Below are 17,080 nucleotides of genomic sequence, written 5' to 3' on the forward strand. Positions count from 1 at the left end.
CCGCCAGATCCGCTTACCTCCCTGCCGGATCGAGATCGCAGTCTCTTTCAATGAAACATCAAGCCCGATATATTGGTCCATGGTTGCCTCCATTCGATGTTTGGGCCCGGTTCAATCGTGAGCCCGTATTGCCATCTTACCGGGGGCAACCACCCCAGCCAGCCATCATCTGATAAATATGACATGGGGTGATCGCGCCGCGATTACTCCATGTTTTGCGAGAACGACATGCGTACAAACAAAGACCTAAAGCGCGAGGAGCGAATCTGAAAGATCGCGACGCGCTTTAGAGCTTCGGCCGAGGATGCCCCATCAGCGCTTCGTACTCCCTGTCGGTCAATCGTGCGCTTGCCCGCAGCTGTGCGGGAATGTCCATGCGTTCGTGCAAGACGGCGGCAATGACGAAAGTTTCATCGTCAACGACAATGTAGGCGGCGTAGTGGTGCTCGATCCTGTGGAGCCGGAAGGGAGACTTCCCGACACGTTCGTCTTCCTTTGCCCTCAGGCGGGCATAGGCTGCCGGGATGTCTTCAAATCCGGCCCGCAGCAGGCGGCCATATGCTTTTGCCTGCTCGGCGGACCATTTCCGTGCTGTTTCGCGGACCGCCAGCCGATAGTTGTCAAGCGCGGTCGGCAGGATGAGAACGCGAGGGGCCACTAGCGCAGCTCTTCATCCAATTCGGCATCGACGGCATCCAGCGCCGACAGGGGCAGCATCTCACCGCGCTGGAATTCCTCTTCCGCCCGCAGCAGCGAGCGGATGGCATAACGGCGGTCTTCTTCGCGTGCCATGTCTTCGCGAATGAGGGCGCGCACATATTCGCTCGGCGTCGTATATTGGCTCTTCCCGTTGGCGCGCATATCGACGAAGGCACGCATTTCATCGGGCAAGCTAACATGCAGGCTGCTGGTCATGACCACGCCCTCCCAATCCAGATTGCTTGCTGAATTGTTCTCATTCAAGTCGCGATGTCAATATTTGACATTCCATGCCCGCAGATCAGCTCCCCCTTACCCTGGACCGCAGGATCATATGGTCGAGCGAAAATCGGCCGGGGCCGCCGGCGATGATGACGAGGAAGCAGACGGCCCAGGTTCCGTGGGTCGGCCAGGCATCGGGATAGACGAAGATCTCGATGACGACGGTCATGCCGAGAAGGGCGAGCGCCGAGAGGCGGCTGGCGAGCCCGATGACGAGCAGCAGCGGAAAGAAATGCTCGGCGAAGGCGGCAAGGTGTGCCGCGATCCAAGGATCGACGAAGGGCAGCCGGTATTCGGTCTCGAAGAGATAGACGGCATTGTCGGTGACATTCCAGCCGTCCACCTTGGTCTGGCCCGATTGCCAGAAGACGGCGGCGATCGACAGGCGCGCGATCAGGGCGATCAGATCGTGCGGGATGCGGTCGAAAAGCCTGAGCGTTGCGTAGAAACGCCCGGCGATCGTGCGCGGTGCGGGGGCGGTCATGCTCATCTCATTGGTCATCGGGGTCGGTCTCCTTGATGGCGGTGAAGGCGCCGGACTGAAGCAGGCCGGCGAGATTGGCGGAAAGATCGAATTCGGCCGTCGAAGTGGCCGCCGCCCCGGCAGCCTCCGAAAGCGTTGCGCCGTCGGCCAGCGCCTGCAGGAAGGCCGCGCCGCCCGGCGGCAGGCGATGGACGTCCACGAGCATATGCGGGCGCACGATCAGCGCATCCTCGCCGATCCAGGGCTCGATGGGCGCCAGATCGAGCGTGCCGCCATTCATCGCCCAGATCGTCACGACAGGGTGCGCAGATCGCAGGATCGACATCGAGGGATGGGCCAGGAAGACGAGACCTTCGAGCTTTTCCGGCGTCACTTTTGAAAGTTCGCCGGCATCGAGAGGAGCTGCATCGGCGGCATGGTAGGCGCGGCCGCGCGCCGCTTCGAGGCGGATGACGTCAGGGAGATAGGCAAGCTCCGACGCAGGCTCGAAGCTCTCGACGAAATCCGCAAAGCCGTCGCCATAGGACAGGAGCAGCGGCGAGCGGGGCGGAAAAAGCCGGATGAATTCTTGCGCCATCGCCGCGAAGAAATCCTTGCCGACGATCCGCTCGCTTGCCGGGAAACGGGAGACGAGCGCGCCGATGAGCCCGCTTGCGACATTGTTGCGGTAGACGCCGAAGCGGCGCGCGGGCTCGCCGCCGTTCCAGGCCGCAAGGCCGGCCGGGACGGGAAGCGCGGTATCGGCGAGCGCCTGGGCAAAACGTGTCTGGATATCGGCCGGCATGGCGGATCTCAGGCGGCGCGGCGGCTGGGGGCGGCATCGAGAATGGCTCGCGCGGCCTCCGCCTCGGCGCGCAGGACATGCCATTCCGGCACGTCATTGTCCCATTCGATCAGGCTGGCGACGGGACCGGTCCTGGCGATGACCTCTTCGTAGAGCGCCCAGACCGGATCTTTCACCGGCGTGTCGTGCGAGTCGATCAGCAGCGGCGCGCCCTGATCGTCCACTGTTTCGGAGTGGCCGCTGAGATGGATCTCGTGCACTCCTTGCACGGGGAAGCGGGCGAGATAATCGCGTGAGTCCATATTGTGATTGGTGGATGCGACGAAGACGTTGTTGACGTCGAGCAGCAGCCCGCATCCGGTGCGCCTGATGAGATCGGCCAGGAATTCCGTTTCCTCGAGCGTGCTTTCCGCAAACAGCAGATAGGTCGCGGGATTTTCGAGCAGCATCTGGCGCTGGAGCGTTTCCTGCACCTCATCAATATGGTCCGCAACGCGGGCAAGTGTCGCTTGCGTGTAGGGAAGCGGCAGCAGGTCGTTCATGAAGACCGTGTCGTGCGACGACCAGGCGAGATGTTCGGAGAAGCTTTCCGGCGCGTAGCGATCACAGAGGATTTTCAGCCGGGCGAGATGCTCGCGGTCGAGCGGCTGCATCGAGCCGATCGACAGGCCGACGCCGTGGATCGACAGCGCATAATCCTCGCGCAGCTTGCCGAGCTGGGCATGCGGCGGGCCGCCGGCGCCCATATAGTTCTCGGCATGGATCTCGAAGAAGCCGACCGGCTGTGGGCGGGAGATGATTTCGGAAAAATGCTCCGGCTTGAAGCCGACGCCGGGGCGGCGGGGAAGTTCGGACGGTTTCACGGATGGTCTCCTTGGAAGAAGCGGACGGCGCGGCTTGCGCCGTCCCTAAAATGCCTGCCGCGGCTCAGGCCGGAGCCTTGCCCTGCATCAGCGAGCCGTGGCCGTCGGGCGTCTTCATCGACATGCAGGTGCCGGCGGGAACGAGCTTCCAGGCGTTCTTCTGGTAATCGACCTTGGCGGTGCCGGCGCAGGTCGTACCGGGGCCGGCGGCGCAATCGTTCTGGCCCTTGAGCGCGACCCCGTAGCACTTCTCCTTGTTGTCGGCGGCGGAAGCGGCCGGCGCGGCAATGGTTGCGAGCGCGGAAGCGAGGGAGCCTGCCAGTGCGAGCGTGACGATGCTGTTCTTCATGATTTAATCTCCGTTGAATGGAGAAGCCGTGGAGTGGCTTCACATTGCGGGCTACGGAGGGAGCGCCGCCGTTGTTACAGCGGTCGGCGCGATTTTTTTAAAGCCGCACCCTTGCCCTTTACGATGGCGCAAGCGAAAAGCCTGGAAACAAAGGGATGCGAGGCCGCTCGAAATATTTTAGCCGGCGCGGTAACAAGAATGTGTGCGCATCCGTAGGGGATTATGTCGGGTGAAACATTCGGCGCGTGAAGAAGAATGGGCAGGCTGGATGCGCAGCGCCATGGCAGGCGATACGCAAGCCTATCACCGCTTCCTCTCGGCCGTCACCCCGCACTTGAGGGCGATGGCGCGCCGGCGTTGCGACCAGTTCGGCGCACCGGCGAGCGAGGCCGAGGACGTGGTGCAGGAAGTGCTGCTCGCCGTCCACCTGAAGCGCGGAACGTGGGACCCGGCGCGCCCGATCGGCCCGTGGCTGTCGACGATCGTGCGCAACAAGCTGATCGACAGCCTGCGCCGCCGCGGACGCCACATCGACGTGCCGATCGACGACGTGATGGCGACGCTGGAGGCCGAAGAGCAGACCGGCAACTTGGATCGGCTCGATGCCGAGCATATGCTGGAGCGCCTGAGAGATCCGCAGCGCGATATCGTCCGATCCATTTCCATGGAAGGGGCGGGCATACGCGAGACGGCCGAGAGGCTGAAGATGAGTGAAGGCGCGGTGCGTGTTGCCCTTCACCGGGCGCTGAAAACGCTCGCCGCGCTTTACCGGAGTGACGACAAGTGAAAACGGACGAGTTGATCAACCTTCTGTCGGAAGATGCGCCGGTGCGGTTGCGGCTCGGCCGCATGATGGCGCTGGCGCTGCTGATCGGCGCGGCGATCTCGGTCACGCTGATGGTTTCCACGATCGGCCTGCGCCACAACATGCAGACCGTCTTCGAGACGGCGCGCGTCTTCTTCAAGATCTGCGAGACGCTGCTGCTGGCGATCCTCGCCTCCCGCCTCGTCTTCCAGATCGGCCGGCCGGGCGTTCCGCTGAGGGCGCGCGCCCTTGCGCTGCTCCTGCCGGCGGCGCTGCTCGTCGCGGCCGTCATTGCCGAGCTTGTCGTCGTGCCGGAACAGAACTGGGCGGCGAGCATGATCGGCGACAATGCGGCGTTCTGCGTCTTCTTCATCCCGGTTCTGTCGCTGGCGCCGCTGGCGGGTTTCATGCTGGCGCTGAAGAATGCCGCGCCCGGCGATCCCGCGGCGGCGGGGGCGGCGGCTGGTCTTGCCGCTGGCGCCGTTGCGGCTGCGATCTATGCCTGGCACTGCCCGGATGACAGCCCGCTCTTCCTCGTCAGCTGGTATGTCCTGGCCATTGCGATCGTTACGACAGCGGGGTCGTTGATGGGCCGGCGTCTCCTGCGCTGGTAGTTTCCGCAGCGTTCGAATTTCAGGCGCCGTTCTTCATTCTTGCGGGACGCGCAGTCATGCGCGCGGCCGCCCTGCTTTCTTCCCAAGTAACTTTGTTGACTCCGTCTTTTACTCGGTTGAAAAGAGACTTGGCTATAGAGGAGACGACTGATGGCTGACGAGAATAATACAGGTTCCGCTGTCGCGGCCGCGGAGACGGCTGCATCTGCCAAAACCGAGGCGAAGAAGCCGCGTGCGCCGCGGCGCCAGAAGGCTGCCGCCGAAGCTGCTCCCACCGTATCGGAAGCGGTGAGCGCGCCTTCGCCGGCGGCAAGCCCGGCAAAGCCCGACGGCCGGTCCAAGGGCGCCAGGCGCAAGCCCGCCGAAGCGAAGGCTGCGGCCGGCAAGAGCGCGCCCAAGACCGCTGCTGCGAAGAAGGCGGCGAAACCTGCCGCGCAGCCGGCTAAGGCTTCCGCGCCCGCCATCGATGAGCTCGAAGACCTCATTCATCTCGAAGAGGAAAACAAGAGGCTTCGGAAATCCCTGGCCGACAAGCTGCGCCAGGAAAATGCCGAGCTGCGCAAGAAGCTCGGGCTTGCCTGAGTCTCCCGAGCGGGCAAGTCACGACGCCGATCTCAGCCATTTCATTTCACCGGGCGCATTTCGGTGCGCCCGGCCGAACGGCCCATGAGGGCATAGTCGCTGCAGCAGCATCGCAGCCCAATTGCGGGAGGGTTGAAGCATCATGAAGACACCGTGGAGATTCCTTGCCGATTTGACGTCACGCCGACGGCCGGCGAAAGCGCAGGAAAATTCGACCGGGCACGATGCCGAGCCGACCGAAAGCGAAGCCAAACCCGCGTCGGCCGTTGCTTCCGATGCGGCGGAAGCTCCGGGGGCGACCGGTCGCGACACGTTAGATCGGCCCGCGGCATCGAAGGAAGCGGAAGCCGTTCGCGATGCCGCTGAGGCGCAAACGCCCGACCTCGATGACACCAGTCCCTCGCCTGTCGAAACGGATGCTCCGGCGACGACCGCGAAGCCTCAGCGAAAGCCGCCGGCCAAGCGCCTGGGCAGCGCGAAGCGGACGGCGGCCGACGTGGCCGCCAAGAATACCGCCGCGCAGGAGCGATCCGCGCAAGCCTCACCTTCCCGCGATCCGTTCTTCGACGAAGTGGCGAGCCTCGACGAGGACATCAGGAAGCTGAGGAGCGAACTGGCGCAAAAGCTTCATCGGCAGAACGCCCAGCTTAAGAAAATGCTCGAGCGTTTCGACCGCTCCTGAGTTCCGTTTCCGTCAGTCCAGAATGACGTGGGGGACGAAACGCGAGAGGTTCGCGGTGATGCGCGATTTGTCCTCGCGGATGCCGAGGCCGCAGGCACGGTCGCCGACGACCCAACTGCCGAGCACCGCAAAGCCGCCCGGGCCTTCGAAGAGCGGCGTATAACCCTGAATGACGAAGCCCTCTTCGCCATAGCCCCCGGGCGCGGATGCAAATTCCTCGCCATTGCGGAAGATCGTCACGTTTTCGCCTTCGCGCGAAAGGAGCGGCTTGCGGACATAGTCCGTCAGGTCGGATGCCTTGGGATCGTCAGGGAAATAGCTCGGCAGCAGATTGGGGTGATTGGGATAGCGGCGCCACAGCAGCGGCAAAAGCCCCTTGTTCGAAAGCACGGCCTTCCAGGCGGGCTCGACGAAGGCGTCGCCGCTGCGGATGAGTTGCTGCCCGAAGGGTTCGCGCAGCATGAATTCCCAAGGGTAGAGCTTGAAGCAGCGATCGATCACCCGATCCTGCAGATCCGTATAACGCCCCTGCGCATCGATGCCGATTTCGCCGATATCGAGCAGCTGCACGCGATGGCCGGCCTGGATGGCGCAATCCATCAGGTAGACGGTCGTGCCCCGGTCCTCTTCGTTGTCGGTCATGACGGCGAAGTGGAAAATGGAATCGCGGGGAAACTGCTCGAACGCCTCGACGAGGCTTTCCTGCAGCAGATTGTACTGGTCGGCGCCGTCAGGCAGGACGCCCAGGGCAATCTGATCGGTCAGCCAATTATATTGGAAATAGGCGGTCTCGAAGACGGCGGTCGGCGTATCCGCATTGTATTCGAGAAGTTTGACCGGCCCCGTGCCGTCATAGGCGAGGTCGAAGCGGCCATAAAGATGCCGGTCGCCACGGCGCCACGACCGCTGCACCACGTCGCGCAGGTCCGCTGGGATGGCGAGCCTGTCGAGCGTCTCCTCGTCGTTGACGATGTCGCCGACCAGGTCCATGCACATGTCATGCAGTTCCTGGCTCGGCTCTTCGATCTTCGTTTCGATTTCGTCGAGTGTGAATGTATAGGCGGCATCGTCGAGCCAATAGGGCTCGCCGTACATTTCGTGAAAGCCGAAGCCGACCGCCCGGGCCTTGTCCAGCCAGTCCGGGCGCGCCGGAAGCGTGATGCGCTTCATGTCAGCCGCCGAAGCTGAAGGACGACCGGCCCCCGAAGCCCTGGCGGGCGACGGTGCGGGTGTTGACGTTGACGGGTTTCATCGTCTGGCGTGTCGGCGCAGCCACGTCGCTGCCGCCGCTTCTCACCGTCGTTACGAGTTCACCGGAGCGATTGCGGTAGATCGGCGACGCGCCGCCATAGGAGCCGCCGCCGCTCTCCTCCTGGCGCCGGCGGTAGGTGTAATAGTCGCCGATATTGTCGAGCGCCGAGGACAGGAGATAACCGGTGAGAAACGGCATGAAAAAGCTGCCGGTCGCGCCGAGATTGTTGGTGACCGTGGCCTTCGGCTGCTCCATGCATCTGCCCGCCCCGTATTCGGCTTCGCAGGCGGCCATGCCGTCGAAACGGGGCGCGGTCGCAAGATGGCCACGCATGGCATCCTGATAGGAGGCCTGGCACACCTGCTGGTCCATGCCGGTTGCCACGCACTGGTCGACGGAGGTGAACATCACCTGCGAGTCTGCAGGATCGTCTCCGCAGCCGGAAAGCATCATGGTGGAAACGGCAATGGTGCCGAGGGCAAGAACTGGCGGCCGGCGGCCGGTCAGGCGTCTGCGCATGGCGGCCTCCTCAGTAGGTCATGCAGGCGGCATTGAGGATACCGATCACGAGGGCGATGCCGCCGCCCCACAGACCTGCCGCGATTTCGCCGCGCGTGATCTTCTCGTGCAGATCCTGCATCGTGAAGTTGGCGATGAAGAAGCCGAGCACCTGCACCAGCGTGCCGATGGCCGCCCAGATGATGTAGTCGATGATGCTCACCGAATTGGCGGCGGCCGAGGCGAGCGGCAGGCTGAAGCCGAGGAGGGCGCCGAGGAAAGCGGTGACGGCGGCGAGGTTGCCCGCGCGGATCAGCTCGACTTCCTTGTGCGGGGTGAGCCGCGTGTAAACCGCGCCGAAAACCCCGTAGGCGGCGAGACCGATGGCAAAATAAATCAGGAAGGCTGGAAGTCCCGCCACATAATCGAGCATATAAAATTCCTCCATTGATAAATTGAAAGCTCTTCAAACCCGCCTGACATCGGCAGGCGCGATGCCGTAGCCGATCAGGAATTCGATGGAACTTCCCGCAAGGCTCTGGCCCTGATCGAGATCGCGCTCGACATTGAGAAGCAGCATCTCGCGCGTTCTGCCGAGCGGGCGGTAATAGAGCATGCAGGTCTGGTGAATGGATCGCTGCATCTCGCCGTCGTCGATGGTCTCGACGAATTGCACGAGTTCGGCGCGTTCCGGCCCTTCGCCCCAGAAGCGGTTGAAGACGATGCCGTCGGCATCATAGGAGGGCTGGCCGATCAGCCCGTTCGGGCCGGTCCATCGGTTCCATTCGCTCTGGCTGACCGGCACGACGCTGTCCCAGGGCCAGTAGAAGCTCACATCTTCGATGGCGTCACCCACCGCGCCCGAGGCCGACATGACCTGGACCATGCGATGCTCGTCGTCATAATAGCGGGAGAGGGTCGTGGCGGCGTCGAGCTGCACCTGGCCGTAGGCGGCGATGATGAACGGCCCGCTCTTCGGCAGAGGCATGGCGGGCGTGCCCGGCAGCGCGTCGGCTTCGAGCGACAGGAAATCGATCTCCAGCGCCCCGCCTATGCTGGCGCCGAGAGGGCCTCGCTCGGGCGCGAAAGTCTTGTCCTTGCCTCCGCCGAACCAGCCGATCATTGTACATCCCCCAGTTGAGCCCAGCCAATCGCGGCCGAACTCAACCGCATTTCGCTGATGTAGTAAAGTGTCTCGCCGCCGTTGAGCAGCAGGTCGTCCCGGCAGTTGAGGTCGGTGACGCCTTTGTTCAGCATACCGACCAAGGTCACTTTGTACTTACGCTTGAGGCTCAGGAACACCGAGCCGTAGCTGAGCGGCGCGGCGAGCTGCGGCACCAGCAGCGAGAAGGCGGTATCGGCTGAACCGGCCGACAGCAGGCGCGCCGCGATCTCCGACGAACCGGGATCGCGCGCCGAACGGGACAGCAATTCCTCGGCCAGCGATCCCACCGCTTCGACGCGGGGACGGCGCTGCTTGACCATCTGCGCGGTACGGTCGTCCTGGAAATAGGCGACGATGTGGGCGGCGGGCGCGTGCTCTTCGGCAATCAGCACGGCGGCCAGCGTCTCGTCGTCGTTTGCCCCGCGGATGATGATCGACCTGGCTCCTGCCGCGCCCGCGCGCGTCAGCGCCTCGGCATCCGCCAGCCGCTCGGTGCGGATGTAATCGGCGAAATCGATCGACGGATTTTCGGTGGGTTCCTTGGCGATCAGCACGCTCATCGGCTCGTGCGCTTGCCGCTCGGTGTGCAGGAGGCGCAGGATTTGCAGGGTCTGCCCCTCCTGCCAGCCCATGACGATGACATGGTCGGCTCTTTCGCCGTAATCGCCCAATCCCCGCATGCGGTTCCTCCAGATCGTGCCTATGCCTGTCAACAATTTGCCGAGGACAGCGGTGAAGATCGCGATGCCGCCGGGAAGCACGAACAGGGCGACGAGCAGCCGGCCCGCCCCCGATCTCGGCGAGATGTCCCCATAGCCGACGGTCGTCGCCGTCACCATGTAGTAATAGATGAAATCGAAGACGTCCCCGACGATCCCGCTTTCCCCGGCGAGGGCGAGCAGCACGTAGGAGGCGACGAGATGGACTGTGAAAATCGATAGCAGCGCCGACCATGTCAGCTCGCTCAGCGATAGGTAGACACGCCGCAGGATCGAGCCGAGAAATATCAAGCGAGTCCATTCCCCTGTTGCCGACCGGACATATATCAACTTATGTAAGCACCGCAAACTTTAGATTGATACTGACGACTACTTTCAGCCGACGGAGGATCTTTTGGAGACCTGGACCCTAACGACCCTGACCCGCCTATTCGCAGCCGATCCCGATCCCTTGGGCGACGTTGACGTCTCCGTTCCCGATCAGGGCGACGTCATCTGCGTGACCCTCAAGGAAAAAGGCGATCTCGACGTCTTCGTGACGGTGAGCGGCGAACGCGACATCCTTGTCAGCGCCGTTCTTCTGCCATGCAAGGACGTTCCCAAACGGGAGGCTTTCGAGCGCATGGTGCTCAAGACGCATAAATTCGTGCCGCTTTCCAGCTTCGGCATCACCACCATCGGCGGCGAGGAATGGTATGAACTGTTCGGCTCGCTCTCGGCGCGCTCGCGGGCCGACACCATCGTCGAGGAGGTGGCGATTCTCGCCGCCAATGCGGTCGATGCGGCAAGAATGGTCGAAGAGTGGAAGAAGGGAGAAATTGCATCGTGAGCACCTGGGGCAAGATTTTCACCGCCATTCGCGGCGGCATCAACGAGGCGGCCGAAGCCGCCGCCGACAGCCAGTCGATGCGCATTCTGGATCAGGAAATCAGGGATGCCGAGCAGTCGCTTCGCCAGGCACGCTCGGATCTGGCAGGCATCATGGCGTCGAACAAGAGTGTCACGCGCCGGCTCGATGAGAGCCGCGCCAAGGAGTACAAGGATACCGAAAGCGCCAGGGCCGCCATTGCCGCCGGCCGGACGGATCTGGCCCAGGGGCTCGCGCAGCGCATCGCCAATATCAGGGCCGAGGTGCAGCGGGATCAGGACGAGCTCGATCGCCTGCTGCCGCGCCAGCAGCAGATGCTGCGCACCATCCAGGACACCGAAGCGCGCATCACGCAGATGAAGCGCGAGATCGAAAACGTCAAGGCGAACGAGTCGCTCCTGCGGGCGCAGTCGGCCATCGCGCACAGCCAGTCCGGGATCAACACCCGCCTCGGCAGCGCCGTCCAGAGCCTGGAGCGCATCAAGAAGCGCCAGGAAGCGATCGCCGGCCGGATCGAGGCGGGCGCCGAACTCGCCGCGCTCGAAGACGGCAGCGATCTCGACCGCCAGCTTCGTGAAGCCGGTATCGGCGGCGCCAGCCAATCGGCCGACGACGTTCTCGCCCAGCTGATGGCGCCCACCTCGGCCCAGCCGGTCTTGCTGCCGCCACCGTCGGACAAGAAATAATAGGGATTCGGCCAGGGCCGGCTTTGCCGCCGATCCTGGCCGGGTTTGCCCGCATCAGCCGTTCGTCAGAAGACGGCAGGCGCGGTCTATGCGCGACAGAGCTTCGATGAGCTCATTCTCCGAGGTCGCGTAGGAAATGCGGAAATAGGGAGACAGGCCGAAGGCCGAACCCGGCACGACGGCGACATGGGCCTCTTCGAGCAGGTAATCGGTGAAGTCGTGGTCGGCTTCGATCTTCCGGCCTTTCGGCGTCACCTTGCCGATCACCCCGGCGCAGCCGGAAAAGGTATAGAAGGCGCCTTCCGGCGTGCGGCACTCCAGGCCTTCGATGGCGTTCAGCGCAGCCACGACGATGTCGCGCCGGCGGCGGAAACTCTGCTGGCGCTCCTTCAGGAAATCCTGCGGCCCGTTCAGGGCCTCGACCGCGGCGGCCTGGCTGACGGAGGATGGGCAGGAGGTCGCCTGGCTCTGAATGACGGCCATCGCCTTGATCAGGGCTTTCGGCCCGCCGGCATAGCCGATGCGCCAGCCGGTCATGGCATAGGCCTTGGAAACGCCGTTGACGGTCAGCGTCCGGCTCTTCAGCCTCGGTTCGAGGGCGGCGGGCGTGACGAAGCGGAATCCGTCATAGACGATGTGCTCGTACATATCGTCCACCATCAGCCAGACATGCGGGTGACGGAACAGGACGTCGAGCAGCGGTCGGTAATCGTCAGCACTGTAGGCCGCGCCAGACGGGTTGGACGGCGAGTTGAGCAGCACCCAGCGCGTCTTCGGCGTGATCGCTTTTTCCAACTGCTCGGCCGTCAGCCGGAAGCCCGCCTTGGCGTCGCAGGGGATCAGGACGCTGGTTCCGCCTGAGATCTCGACGATATCCGAATAGGATGTCCAGTAGGGCGTCGGGATGATGACTTCGTCGCCGGGGTCGAGGCTTGCCATGAAGGCGTTGAAGAGGATCTGCTTGGCGCCGGTTGCAACCGTCACCTCGTCAAGCGCGTAGTCGACGCCGTTCTCCCGGCGGAATTTTTCGACGATCGCCTTCTTCAGCTCCGGCGAGCCGTCGAGGGCCGTATACTTCGTCTCGCCCCGGTCGATCGCCGCCTTGGCGGCGTTCTTGATGTTTTCAGGCGTATCGAAATCCGGCTCGCCGGCGCAGAGCACGATGACCGGAAGGCCGTCGCGCTTCATGGCCGCGGCGCGGGCGCCGATCGCAAGGATTTTCGAAACGCCGACGGAGGCGATGCGCGAGGCGGGCTTGAAGCCTGCCTCTTCGATCCGGGTGGTGATCGTCACGCTGCTCTCCGATCCTATTCGATGTCGAAGGAAACGCCTTGCGCCAGCGGCAGGGCCTTCGAATAGTTGATCGTGTTGGTGGCGCGGCGCATATAGGCCCGCCATGCATCCGAACCGGATTCACGGCCGCCGCCGGTTTCCTTTTCACCGCCGAAAGCGCCGCCGATTTCCGCGCCCGACGTGCCGATATTGACGTTGGCAATGCCGCAGTCGGAGCCGTCGGCGGCGAGGAAGCGTTCCGATTCCTGCATGTCGCGGGTGAAGATCGACGAGGAGAGGCCGGCCGCGACCGCATTATGATCTTCGATCACCGCGTCGAAATCGCTGTATTTCATGACGTAGAGGATCGGCGCGAAGGTTTCCTCCAGCACGGGGCCGGCCTGCTTCGGCATTTCGATGAGCGCCGGCTTCACGTAATAGCCGGCTTCATGGCCGAGGTCGACGCGCTCGCCGCCATGGACGGTTCCGCCGTGTTTCCCGGCCTCGGCGATCGCCTTCTGCATGGCGTCGAAGGCAGCCTTGTCGATCAGCGGGCCGACGAGGGCCGCGGATTCGAGCGGATTGCCGACCGATACCGACGCATAGGCCTTTTTCAGGCGCGGAACGAGTTCGGAGTAGACGCTTTCATGAACGAACAGGCGGCGCATCGTCGTGCAGCGCTGGCCGGCGGTGCCCATGGCGCCGAAGGCGATGGCGCGCAATGCCATGTCGAGATCGGCCGAGGGGCAGACGATGCCGGCATTGTTGCCGCCGAGTTCGAGAATCCCACGGGCGAAACGCTTGGCAAGACGCGGGCCGACTTCGCGGCCCATGCGGGTCGAGCCGGTGGCCGAGACGAGCGGCACCTTCGGGTGGTCGACCAGCACTTCGCCGATCGCCCGGTCGCCGATCAGCACCTGCGACAGGTTATCGGGGGCATCGCCGAAGCGGGTAAGCGCGCGCTCGAAGACCGCCTGGGCGGCAAGCGCGGTCAGCGGCGTCTTTTCCGAGGGCTTCCAGACGACCGGATTGCCGCAGACGATGGCAAGTGCTGCATTCCAGGCCCAGACGGCGACCGGGAAGTTGAAGGCGGAGATGACGCCGACGACGCCGAGCGGATGCCAGGTTTCCATCATGCGATGGCCCGGCCGCTCGGTGGCGATCGTCAGGCCGTAAAGCTGGCGGGAAAGCCCGACGGCGAAATCGCAGATGTCGATCATCTCCTGCACTTCGCCGAGCCCTTCCGAGGGGATCTTGCCGGCTTCGAGCGAAACGAGGCGGCCGAGATCGGCCTTGGAGGCGCGAAGCTCCTCGCCGAGGATGCGGATCAGCTCGCCGCGCTTTGGCGCCGGCACGAGGCGCCAGGTGCGGAAGGCCTTGTCGGCCTTTTCGATCCTGGCGGCGGCTTCTGATGCCGAGACGGTTTTCAGGCTGGCGACCTGCTCGCCGCTGACGGGGCTGTAGGACGGCATGTCGCCGCCGGTATAGAGGTCCTTGGCGACGCCCAGCTTCTCCAGAAGTGCTGCGGCTTCCTTGGTGACGTCGATTTTCGTGGTCGCGATATTCATGAGCGAGCTCCTGTTTTCTCTTTTTCGACTGAGCCGAACCGCACGCTGCCGAGCCTGGCCGGCGAGGTGAGCGCTTTCAGGCCGGCGGCCATATGCTTTTGTTTTTCCGGGGTGTAGCGATCGTAGAAAGCCTGGTTGCGGCGACCGATGGCATGTTCGGCGCTGAAGCTGCCGTCATATTCGCCGACCGCGGTCTCGATCACCCAGTCCCGAAGCCGGCTTTCGAAGGTCTCGTCCTGCAGCAAGTGGCTGTCTTTGGGCACGACGAGGTTGAAGTGCACGCCGCCGTCACCGATATGGCCGAAATCGCAGATGGTGATGCCGGGGAATTTCGCCGGCATGTCGGCCCTCATGCGGTCGCAGAAGGCCATGATGTCTCCCCTGCGGAAGGAGAGGTCGAAGGCGATCAGCTTGCCGAGATGTTTGACGCCTTCCGACAGGCAATGACGCAGAGCCCAGATTTCCTGCGGCGGGCCGGGTAGGGCATCGGCCAGAGGTGCCGCCGGCAGTTCCCAGATCTCCGCCAAAGTGGCTTCGAGCACGGCGTCGAGCGGTTGTTCGCCCTCGCGCGGCGCCCAGGTTCTGCTGATCTCGGCCAGGATGACGTAATCCGGGACCTGGCCGCCCTGGAAGGGATTGCGCAGCGACGGCACATGCGCGAAGGCGGCTTTGACCGCGTTGGCGGACATGCCTTCGAAGGCGGAAAGATAGGCGCCGAGCCTCTCTTCCATCGCCCGCAGCAGCGGCAGAACATGCGCGCCGCTTGCCGGCACCAGAAGCGCCGTCGCCACCTGCCGGGGCAGCGGCTCGAGATTCAGCACGCATTCGGTCACGATGCCGAAGGCGCCTGACGTGCCGATGAAGAGCTGCTTCCAGTCGACGCCGGTATTGTCCTTGCGCAGATGGTTTTGCAGGTCGAGCACGCTTCCCTGTTCGTCGGCGAGCACGACGGTCAAGCCAAGCGTGTTGCGGCGCACGTCGCCATATTTGAGGAAGCGGGAGCCGCCCGTGTTCGTCGCGACCATGCCGCCGATGCGGGGATCGGCGCCGAGATCGATCGGAAAGAACAAGCCGTGCTCTTCCAGCCGTCCGTTGAGCTCCGAAAGTCGCATGCCTGCATCGACCCGCACCGAGCGGTTGTCGAGATCGAGATCCATTCCGGCGCTGAGCCGATCCAGGCTGAGAACGGCCTCGTTTCCGGAGGCGTCGGGCGTCGAGCCGGAAACCAGCCCCGTATTGCCGGACTGCGGGATGAGAGGGATGGCGTGGCGCACACAATAGGCGACGGCGGCCGAGACCTCGGCAGTCGTTCTCGGCCTCAGCACCGCGGCAGCGCGGCCGCGGTCATAGCGCGCGCCGGTTTCATAGGCTTCCATCCCGGCCTGCGCCACGATGCCCTTATCGCCGAGGATGGCGGTCAGGGCATCGATATGTAAGCGCTCCAGCGTCATTCCGCGGCGACCGAAGACAGGGCGCCGAGGGACTGTTCGATGGAAGCGGCCTCGATACCTGCATAATGATCGAACTCGTTCAGCACCGTGGCGCCGAGATCGGCTTCGAAGCGCTTCTGGTTCGGGCTGGCGACGAATTCCTGCTGCGCGGTGTCGCCGAGGTTCGACTGGAAGATGCCGGCGGCGCTGACGGGGAGGAAGTCCTCGTAGACGATCGGGTCAAATCTGATGAAACCGTCCGCGATCAGCGCGTCGAGATCTCGGGAGGCGAGTGGGCCGGCCGTGCGGCCCTTTTCGGTCAGGGAATAGCTGAAATAGCCGAGGCCAGCCGCGCGAATGCCGGCCCAGTTGTCCGGGAAGCCTTCGAATGCCTTTGCCAGCGCCGCCTCGTATTCGCGGGCGTTGGAACCGTCTGCCGCCGGGCGGACGATCTTGCGGGAGGCTTCCAGCAGTTCGTCGTAAAGGGCGCGCCCCTTCGGCGTCAGCGCAATGCCGCGCTGCTCGATCTCGCCGAAGCGGGCGGTGTGCGAGCCCTCCTTCCAGCTGCCGTCGCCGGCGGCGAAGGAAACCGGTTCTTCCAGCGCCTTGAAAGAGGTCTGGCGCAGCAGGATCGGGCACCTGCGGGTCGGCGGGCCCTCGACCACGGCCTTCGGCGCAATGCCGTATTCCGGCATCAGCGCCTCAACCCTGTCGATATCGAGCGTGCGGGGCGTCAGGTGGTTGATGTGCGGCCCCTTGAAGGAGACGACATCGGCGATCAGCCGGTGCGCATCGTGCAGGCGCTTGTACATGCCGGCATCGACATTGGCCTTGTCATGCCAGCGGAAGGTTTCGAGCACTTCGGAAACGAAGCGGTCGGCGTCCGCCTTGTCGAGCCCGCCGTTGCGTTCCGCCTTCTCGGTCAGTTCGACGGCGCCGGCCGTGAAGATCCGGCGCTTCGCCAGAACGGCCCCGGCCTCGGCGCGCAGGCTCTCGTCCTTGATCAGGTCCAGACGCAGGAGCGAGGTGAAGACGCGGAACGGGTTCTTCTTGAGCGCGGCTTCGCCGACCGGCCGGAAGGCGGTGGAATGGACGGGAACGCCCGCCGTGGAAAGATCGTAATAGCCGACGGGATACATGCCCATGACGGCGAAGACGCGGCGCATCATCGCCAGTTCGGCGGCGGTTCCCAAGCGGATGGCGCCGTGGCGCTCCTCGGAGATGCGCTCGAGCGAGTCGGTGGCGTCGAGGCGTTCCTTCAGATCGGGATCGGCGGCCAATGCCTCGTCGTTCACTCTTGCGACCAGTTCCATCAGCGTGTCGTAGGCCGGCACTTCCTGGCGATACATGGCGGACATGGCGGCGGAAAAGGCTGAGCGGATGTCGTCTGAGGAAACTAGGTTTTGCATGGCCACCTTCTTGAGGAAAATTCCGATTGGCTGGCGGCCACCTTATGCGTTGCCGTCCCCTTCGTGTTG

21 protein-coding genes are annotated in these 17,080 nt (G+C 63.9%); 6 read left to right on the forward strand and 15 right to left on the reverse strand.

Translation table 11 applies throughout. The features are described 5' to 3' along the window. Positions 1-286 precede the first annotated feature (286 nt). The 6 genes from ATY78_RS19575 to ATY78_RS19600 all read right to left on the reverse strand — a co-directional run bounded on the left by ATY78_RS19575 (position 287) and on the right by ATY78_RS19600 (position 3,461). Positions 287-658, reverse strand: a complete 372-nt coding sequence (locus ATY78_RS19575; protein WP_088683970.1) for a type II toxin-antitoxin system RelE/ParE family toxin — start codon at positions 656-658, stop codon at positions 287-289. Continuing rightward, positions 658-915 carry a CopG family transcriptional regulator gene (locus ATY78_RS19580; protein ID WP_088684275.1) on the reverse strand — a complete coding sequence of 86 codons (258 nt, stop codon included), beginning with the start codon at positions 913-915 and terminating at the stop codon, positions 658-660. Before ATY78_RS19580 ends, ATY78_RS19575 begins: the two co-directional genes overlap by 1 nt. Positions 916-1,000: 85 nt before the next feature. Next, entirely contained in the window at positions 1,001-1,471 is a 471-nt protein-coding gene (locus ATY78_RS19585; RefSeq protein ID WP_245313612.1) for a DoxX family protein, read from the reverse strand. Position 1,472: 1 nt separating this feature from the next. After that, on the reverse strand, positions 1,473-2,249 hold the full coding sequence (locus ATY78_RS19590) for a DNA-binding domain-containing protein (RefSeq protein WP_088683971.1): 777 nt from the start codon (positions 2,247-2,249) through the stop codon (positions 1,473-1,475). Between the two features lie 8 nt (positions 2,250-2,257). Continuing rightward, complete coding sequence (locus ATY78_RS19595) at positions 2,258-3,112, reverse strand: DUF692 domain-containing protein (RefSeq protein ID WP_088683972.1); 855 nt, start codon at positions 3,110-3,112, stop codon at positions 2,258-2,260. Between the two features lie 64 nt (positions 3,113-3,176). Further along, positions 3,177-3,461 (reverse strand): DUF2282 domain-containing protein, encoded by a 285-nt coding sequence (locus ATY78_RS19600; RefSeq protein ID WP_088683973.1) that lies wholly within the window; start codon positions 3,459-3,461, stop codon positions 3,177-3,179. 229 nt (positions 3,462-3,690) lie between these two features. Between ATY78_RS19600 and ATY78_RS19605 the strand changes: the two genes are divergently transcribed. The 4 genes from ATY78_RS19605 (at position 3,691) to ATY78_RS19620 (ending at position 6,144) form a co-directional block, all read left to right on the forward strand. Continuing rightward, entirely contained in the window at positions 3,691-4,248 is a 558-nt protein-coding gene (locus tag ATY78_RS19605) for a sigma-70 family RNA polymerase sigma factor (RefSeq protein WP_088683974.1), read from the forward strand. After that, positions 4,245-4,880, forward strand: coding sequence for a DUF1109 domain-containing protein (locus tag ATY78_RS19610; protein ID WP_088683975.1), 636 nt, complete (start codon positions 4,245-4,247; stop codon positions 4,878-4,880). Before ATY78_RS19605 ends, ATY78_RS19610 begins: the two co-directional genes overlap by 4 nt. A 150-nt stretch (positions 4,881-5,030) precedes the next feature. Beyond that, positions 5,031-5,462: a SyrB2 regulator gene (locus ATY78_RS19615; protein WP_088683976.1), complete on the forward strand. Its 432-nt coding sequence runs from the start codon at positions 5,031-5,033 to the stop codon at positions 5,460-5,462. 142 nt (positions 5,463-5,604) lie between these two features. Beyond that, positions 5,605-6,144 carry a hypothetical protein gene (locus ATY78_RS19620; protein WP_088683977.1) on the forward strand — a complete coding sequence of 180 codons (540 nt, stop codon included), beginning with the start codon at positions 5,605-5,607 and terminating at the stop codon, positions 6,142-6,144. A 12-nt stretch (positions 6,145-6,156) separates the two neighbouring features. On the opposite strand, the gene ATY78_RS19625 is transcribed toward ATY78_RS19620, so the two are convergent. From ATY78_RS19625 to ATY78_RS19645, 5 genes are read right to left on the reverse strand one after another with little or no spacing between them, the layout of a single operon-like run. Then, the gene (locus tag ATY78_RS19625; RefSeq protein ID WP_088683978.1) at positions 6,157-7,314 is read right to left on the reverse strand and encodes a glutathionylspermidine synthase family protein; all 1,158 of its coding nucleotides are present in this window, start codon (positions 7,312-7,314) and stop codon (positions 6,157-6,159) included. Between the two features lies 1 nt (position 7,315). After that, positions 7,316-7,915: a DUF1190 domain-containing protein gene (locus ATY78_RS19630; RefSeq protein WP_088683979.1), complete on the reverse strand. Its 600-nt coding sequence runs from the start codon at positions 7,913-7,915 to the stop codon at positions 7,316-7,318. A gap of 10 nt (positions 7,916-7,925) precedes the next feature. Next, on the reverse strand, positions 7,926-8,327 hold the full coding sequence (locus ATY78_RS19635) for a DUF350 domain-containing protein (RefSeq protein ID WP_088684277.1): 402 nt from the start codon (positions 8,325-8,327) through the stop codon (positions 7,926-7,928). A gap of 33 nt (positions 8,328-8,360) precedes the next feature. Continuing rightward, positions 8,361-9,017, reverse strand: coding sequence for a YjfK family protein (locus tag ATY78_RS19640; RefSeq protein WP_088683980.1), 657 nt, complete (start codon positions 9,015-9,017; stop codon positions 8,361-8,363). Next, positions 9,014-10,069, reverse strand: coding sequence for an ion channel (locus ATY78_RS19645; RefSeq protein ID WP_088683981.1), 1,056 nt, complete (start codon positions 10,067-10,069; stop codon positions 9,014-9,016). Before ATY78_RS19645 ends, ATY78_RS19640 begins: the two co-directional genes overlap by 4 nt. Positions 10,070-10,172: 103 nt before the next feature. Here ATY78_RS19645 and ATY78_RS19650 point away from each other — a divergent pair, with 103 nt between their 5' ends. Continuing rightward, positions 10,173-10,607, forward strand: coding sequence for a YjfI family protein (locus ATY78_RS19650; protein WP_088683982.1), 435 nt, complete (start codon positions 10,173-10,175; stop codon positions 10,605-10,607). Beyond that, on the forward strand, positions 10,604-11,332 hold the full coding sequence (locus tag ATY78_RS19655; RefSeq protein WP_088683983.1) for a PspA/IM30 family protein: 729 nt from the start codon (positions 10,604-10,606) through the stop codon (positions 11,330-11,332). The genes ATY78_RS19650 and ATY78_RS19655 overlap by 4 nt, the downstream gene beginning before the upstream one ends. A 54-nt stretch (positions 11,333-11,386) precedes the next feature. Here the strand turns inward: ATY78_RS19655 and ATY78_RS19660 are convergent, their stop codons facing one another. From ATY78_RS19660 to ATY78_RS19675, 4 genes are read right to left on the reverse strand one after another with little or no spacing between them, the layout of a single operon-like run. Then, a complete protein-coding gene (locus ATY78_RS19660) occupies positions 11,387-12,625 on the reverse strand; it encodes a pyridoxal phosphate-dependent aminotransferase (RefSeq protein WP_088683984.1) in 1,239 nt (412 codons plus the stop codon). 14 nt (positions 12,626-12,639) lie between these two features. Beyond that, complete coding sequence (locus ATY78_RS19665; RefSeq protein WP_088683985.1) at positions 12,640-14,172, reverse strand: aldehyde dehydrogenase family protein; 1,533 nt, start codon at positions 14,170-14,172, stop codon at positions 12,640-12,642. Next, a complete protein-coding gene (locus ATY78_RS19670) occupies positions 14,169-15,623 on the reverse strand; it encodes an FAD-binding oxidoreductase (protein WP_088683986.1) in 1,455 nt (484 codons plus the stop codon). Before ATY78_RS19670 ends, ATY78_RS19665 begins: the two co-directional genes overlap by 4 nt. Beyond that, entirely contained in the window at positions 15,620-17,017 is a 1,398-nt protein-coding gene (locus ATY78_RS19675) for a VOC family protein (RefSeq protein ID WP_088683987.1), read from the reverse strand. The genes ATY78_RS19670 and ATY78_RS19675 overlap by 4 nt, the downstream gene beginning before the upstream one ends. Between the last annotated feature and the right edge of the window lie 63 nt (positions 17,018-17,080).

Source organism: Rhizobium sp. R635, assembly GCF_002211285.1.
GTDB lineage: Bacteria > Pseudomonadota > Alphaproteobacteria > Rhizobiales > Rhizobiaceae > Rhizobium.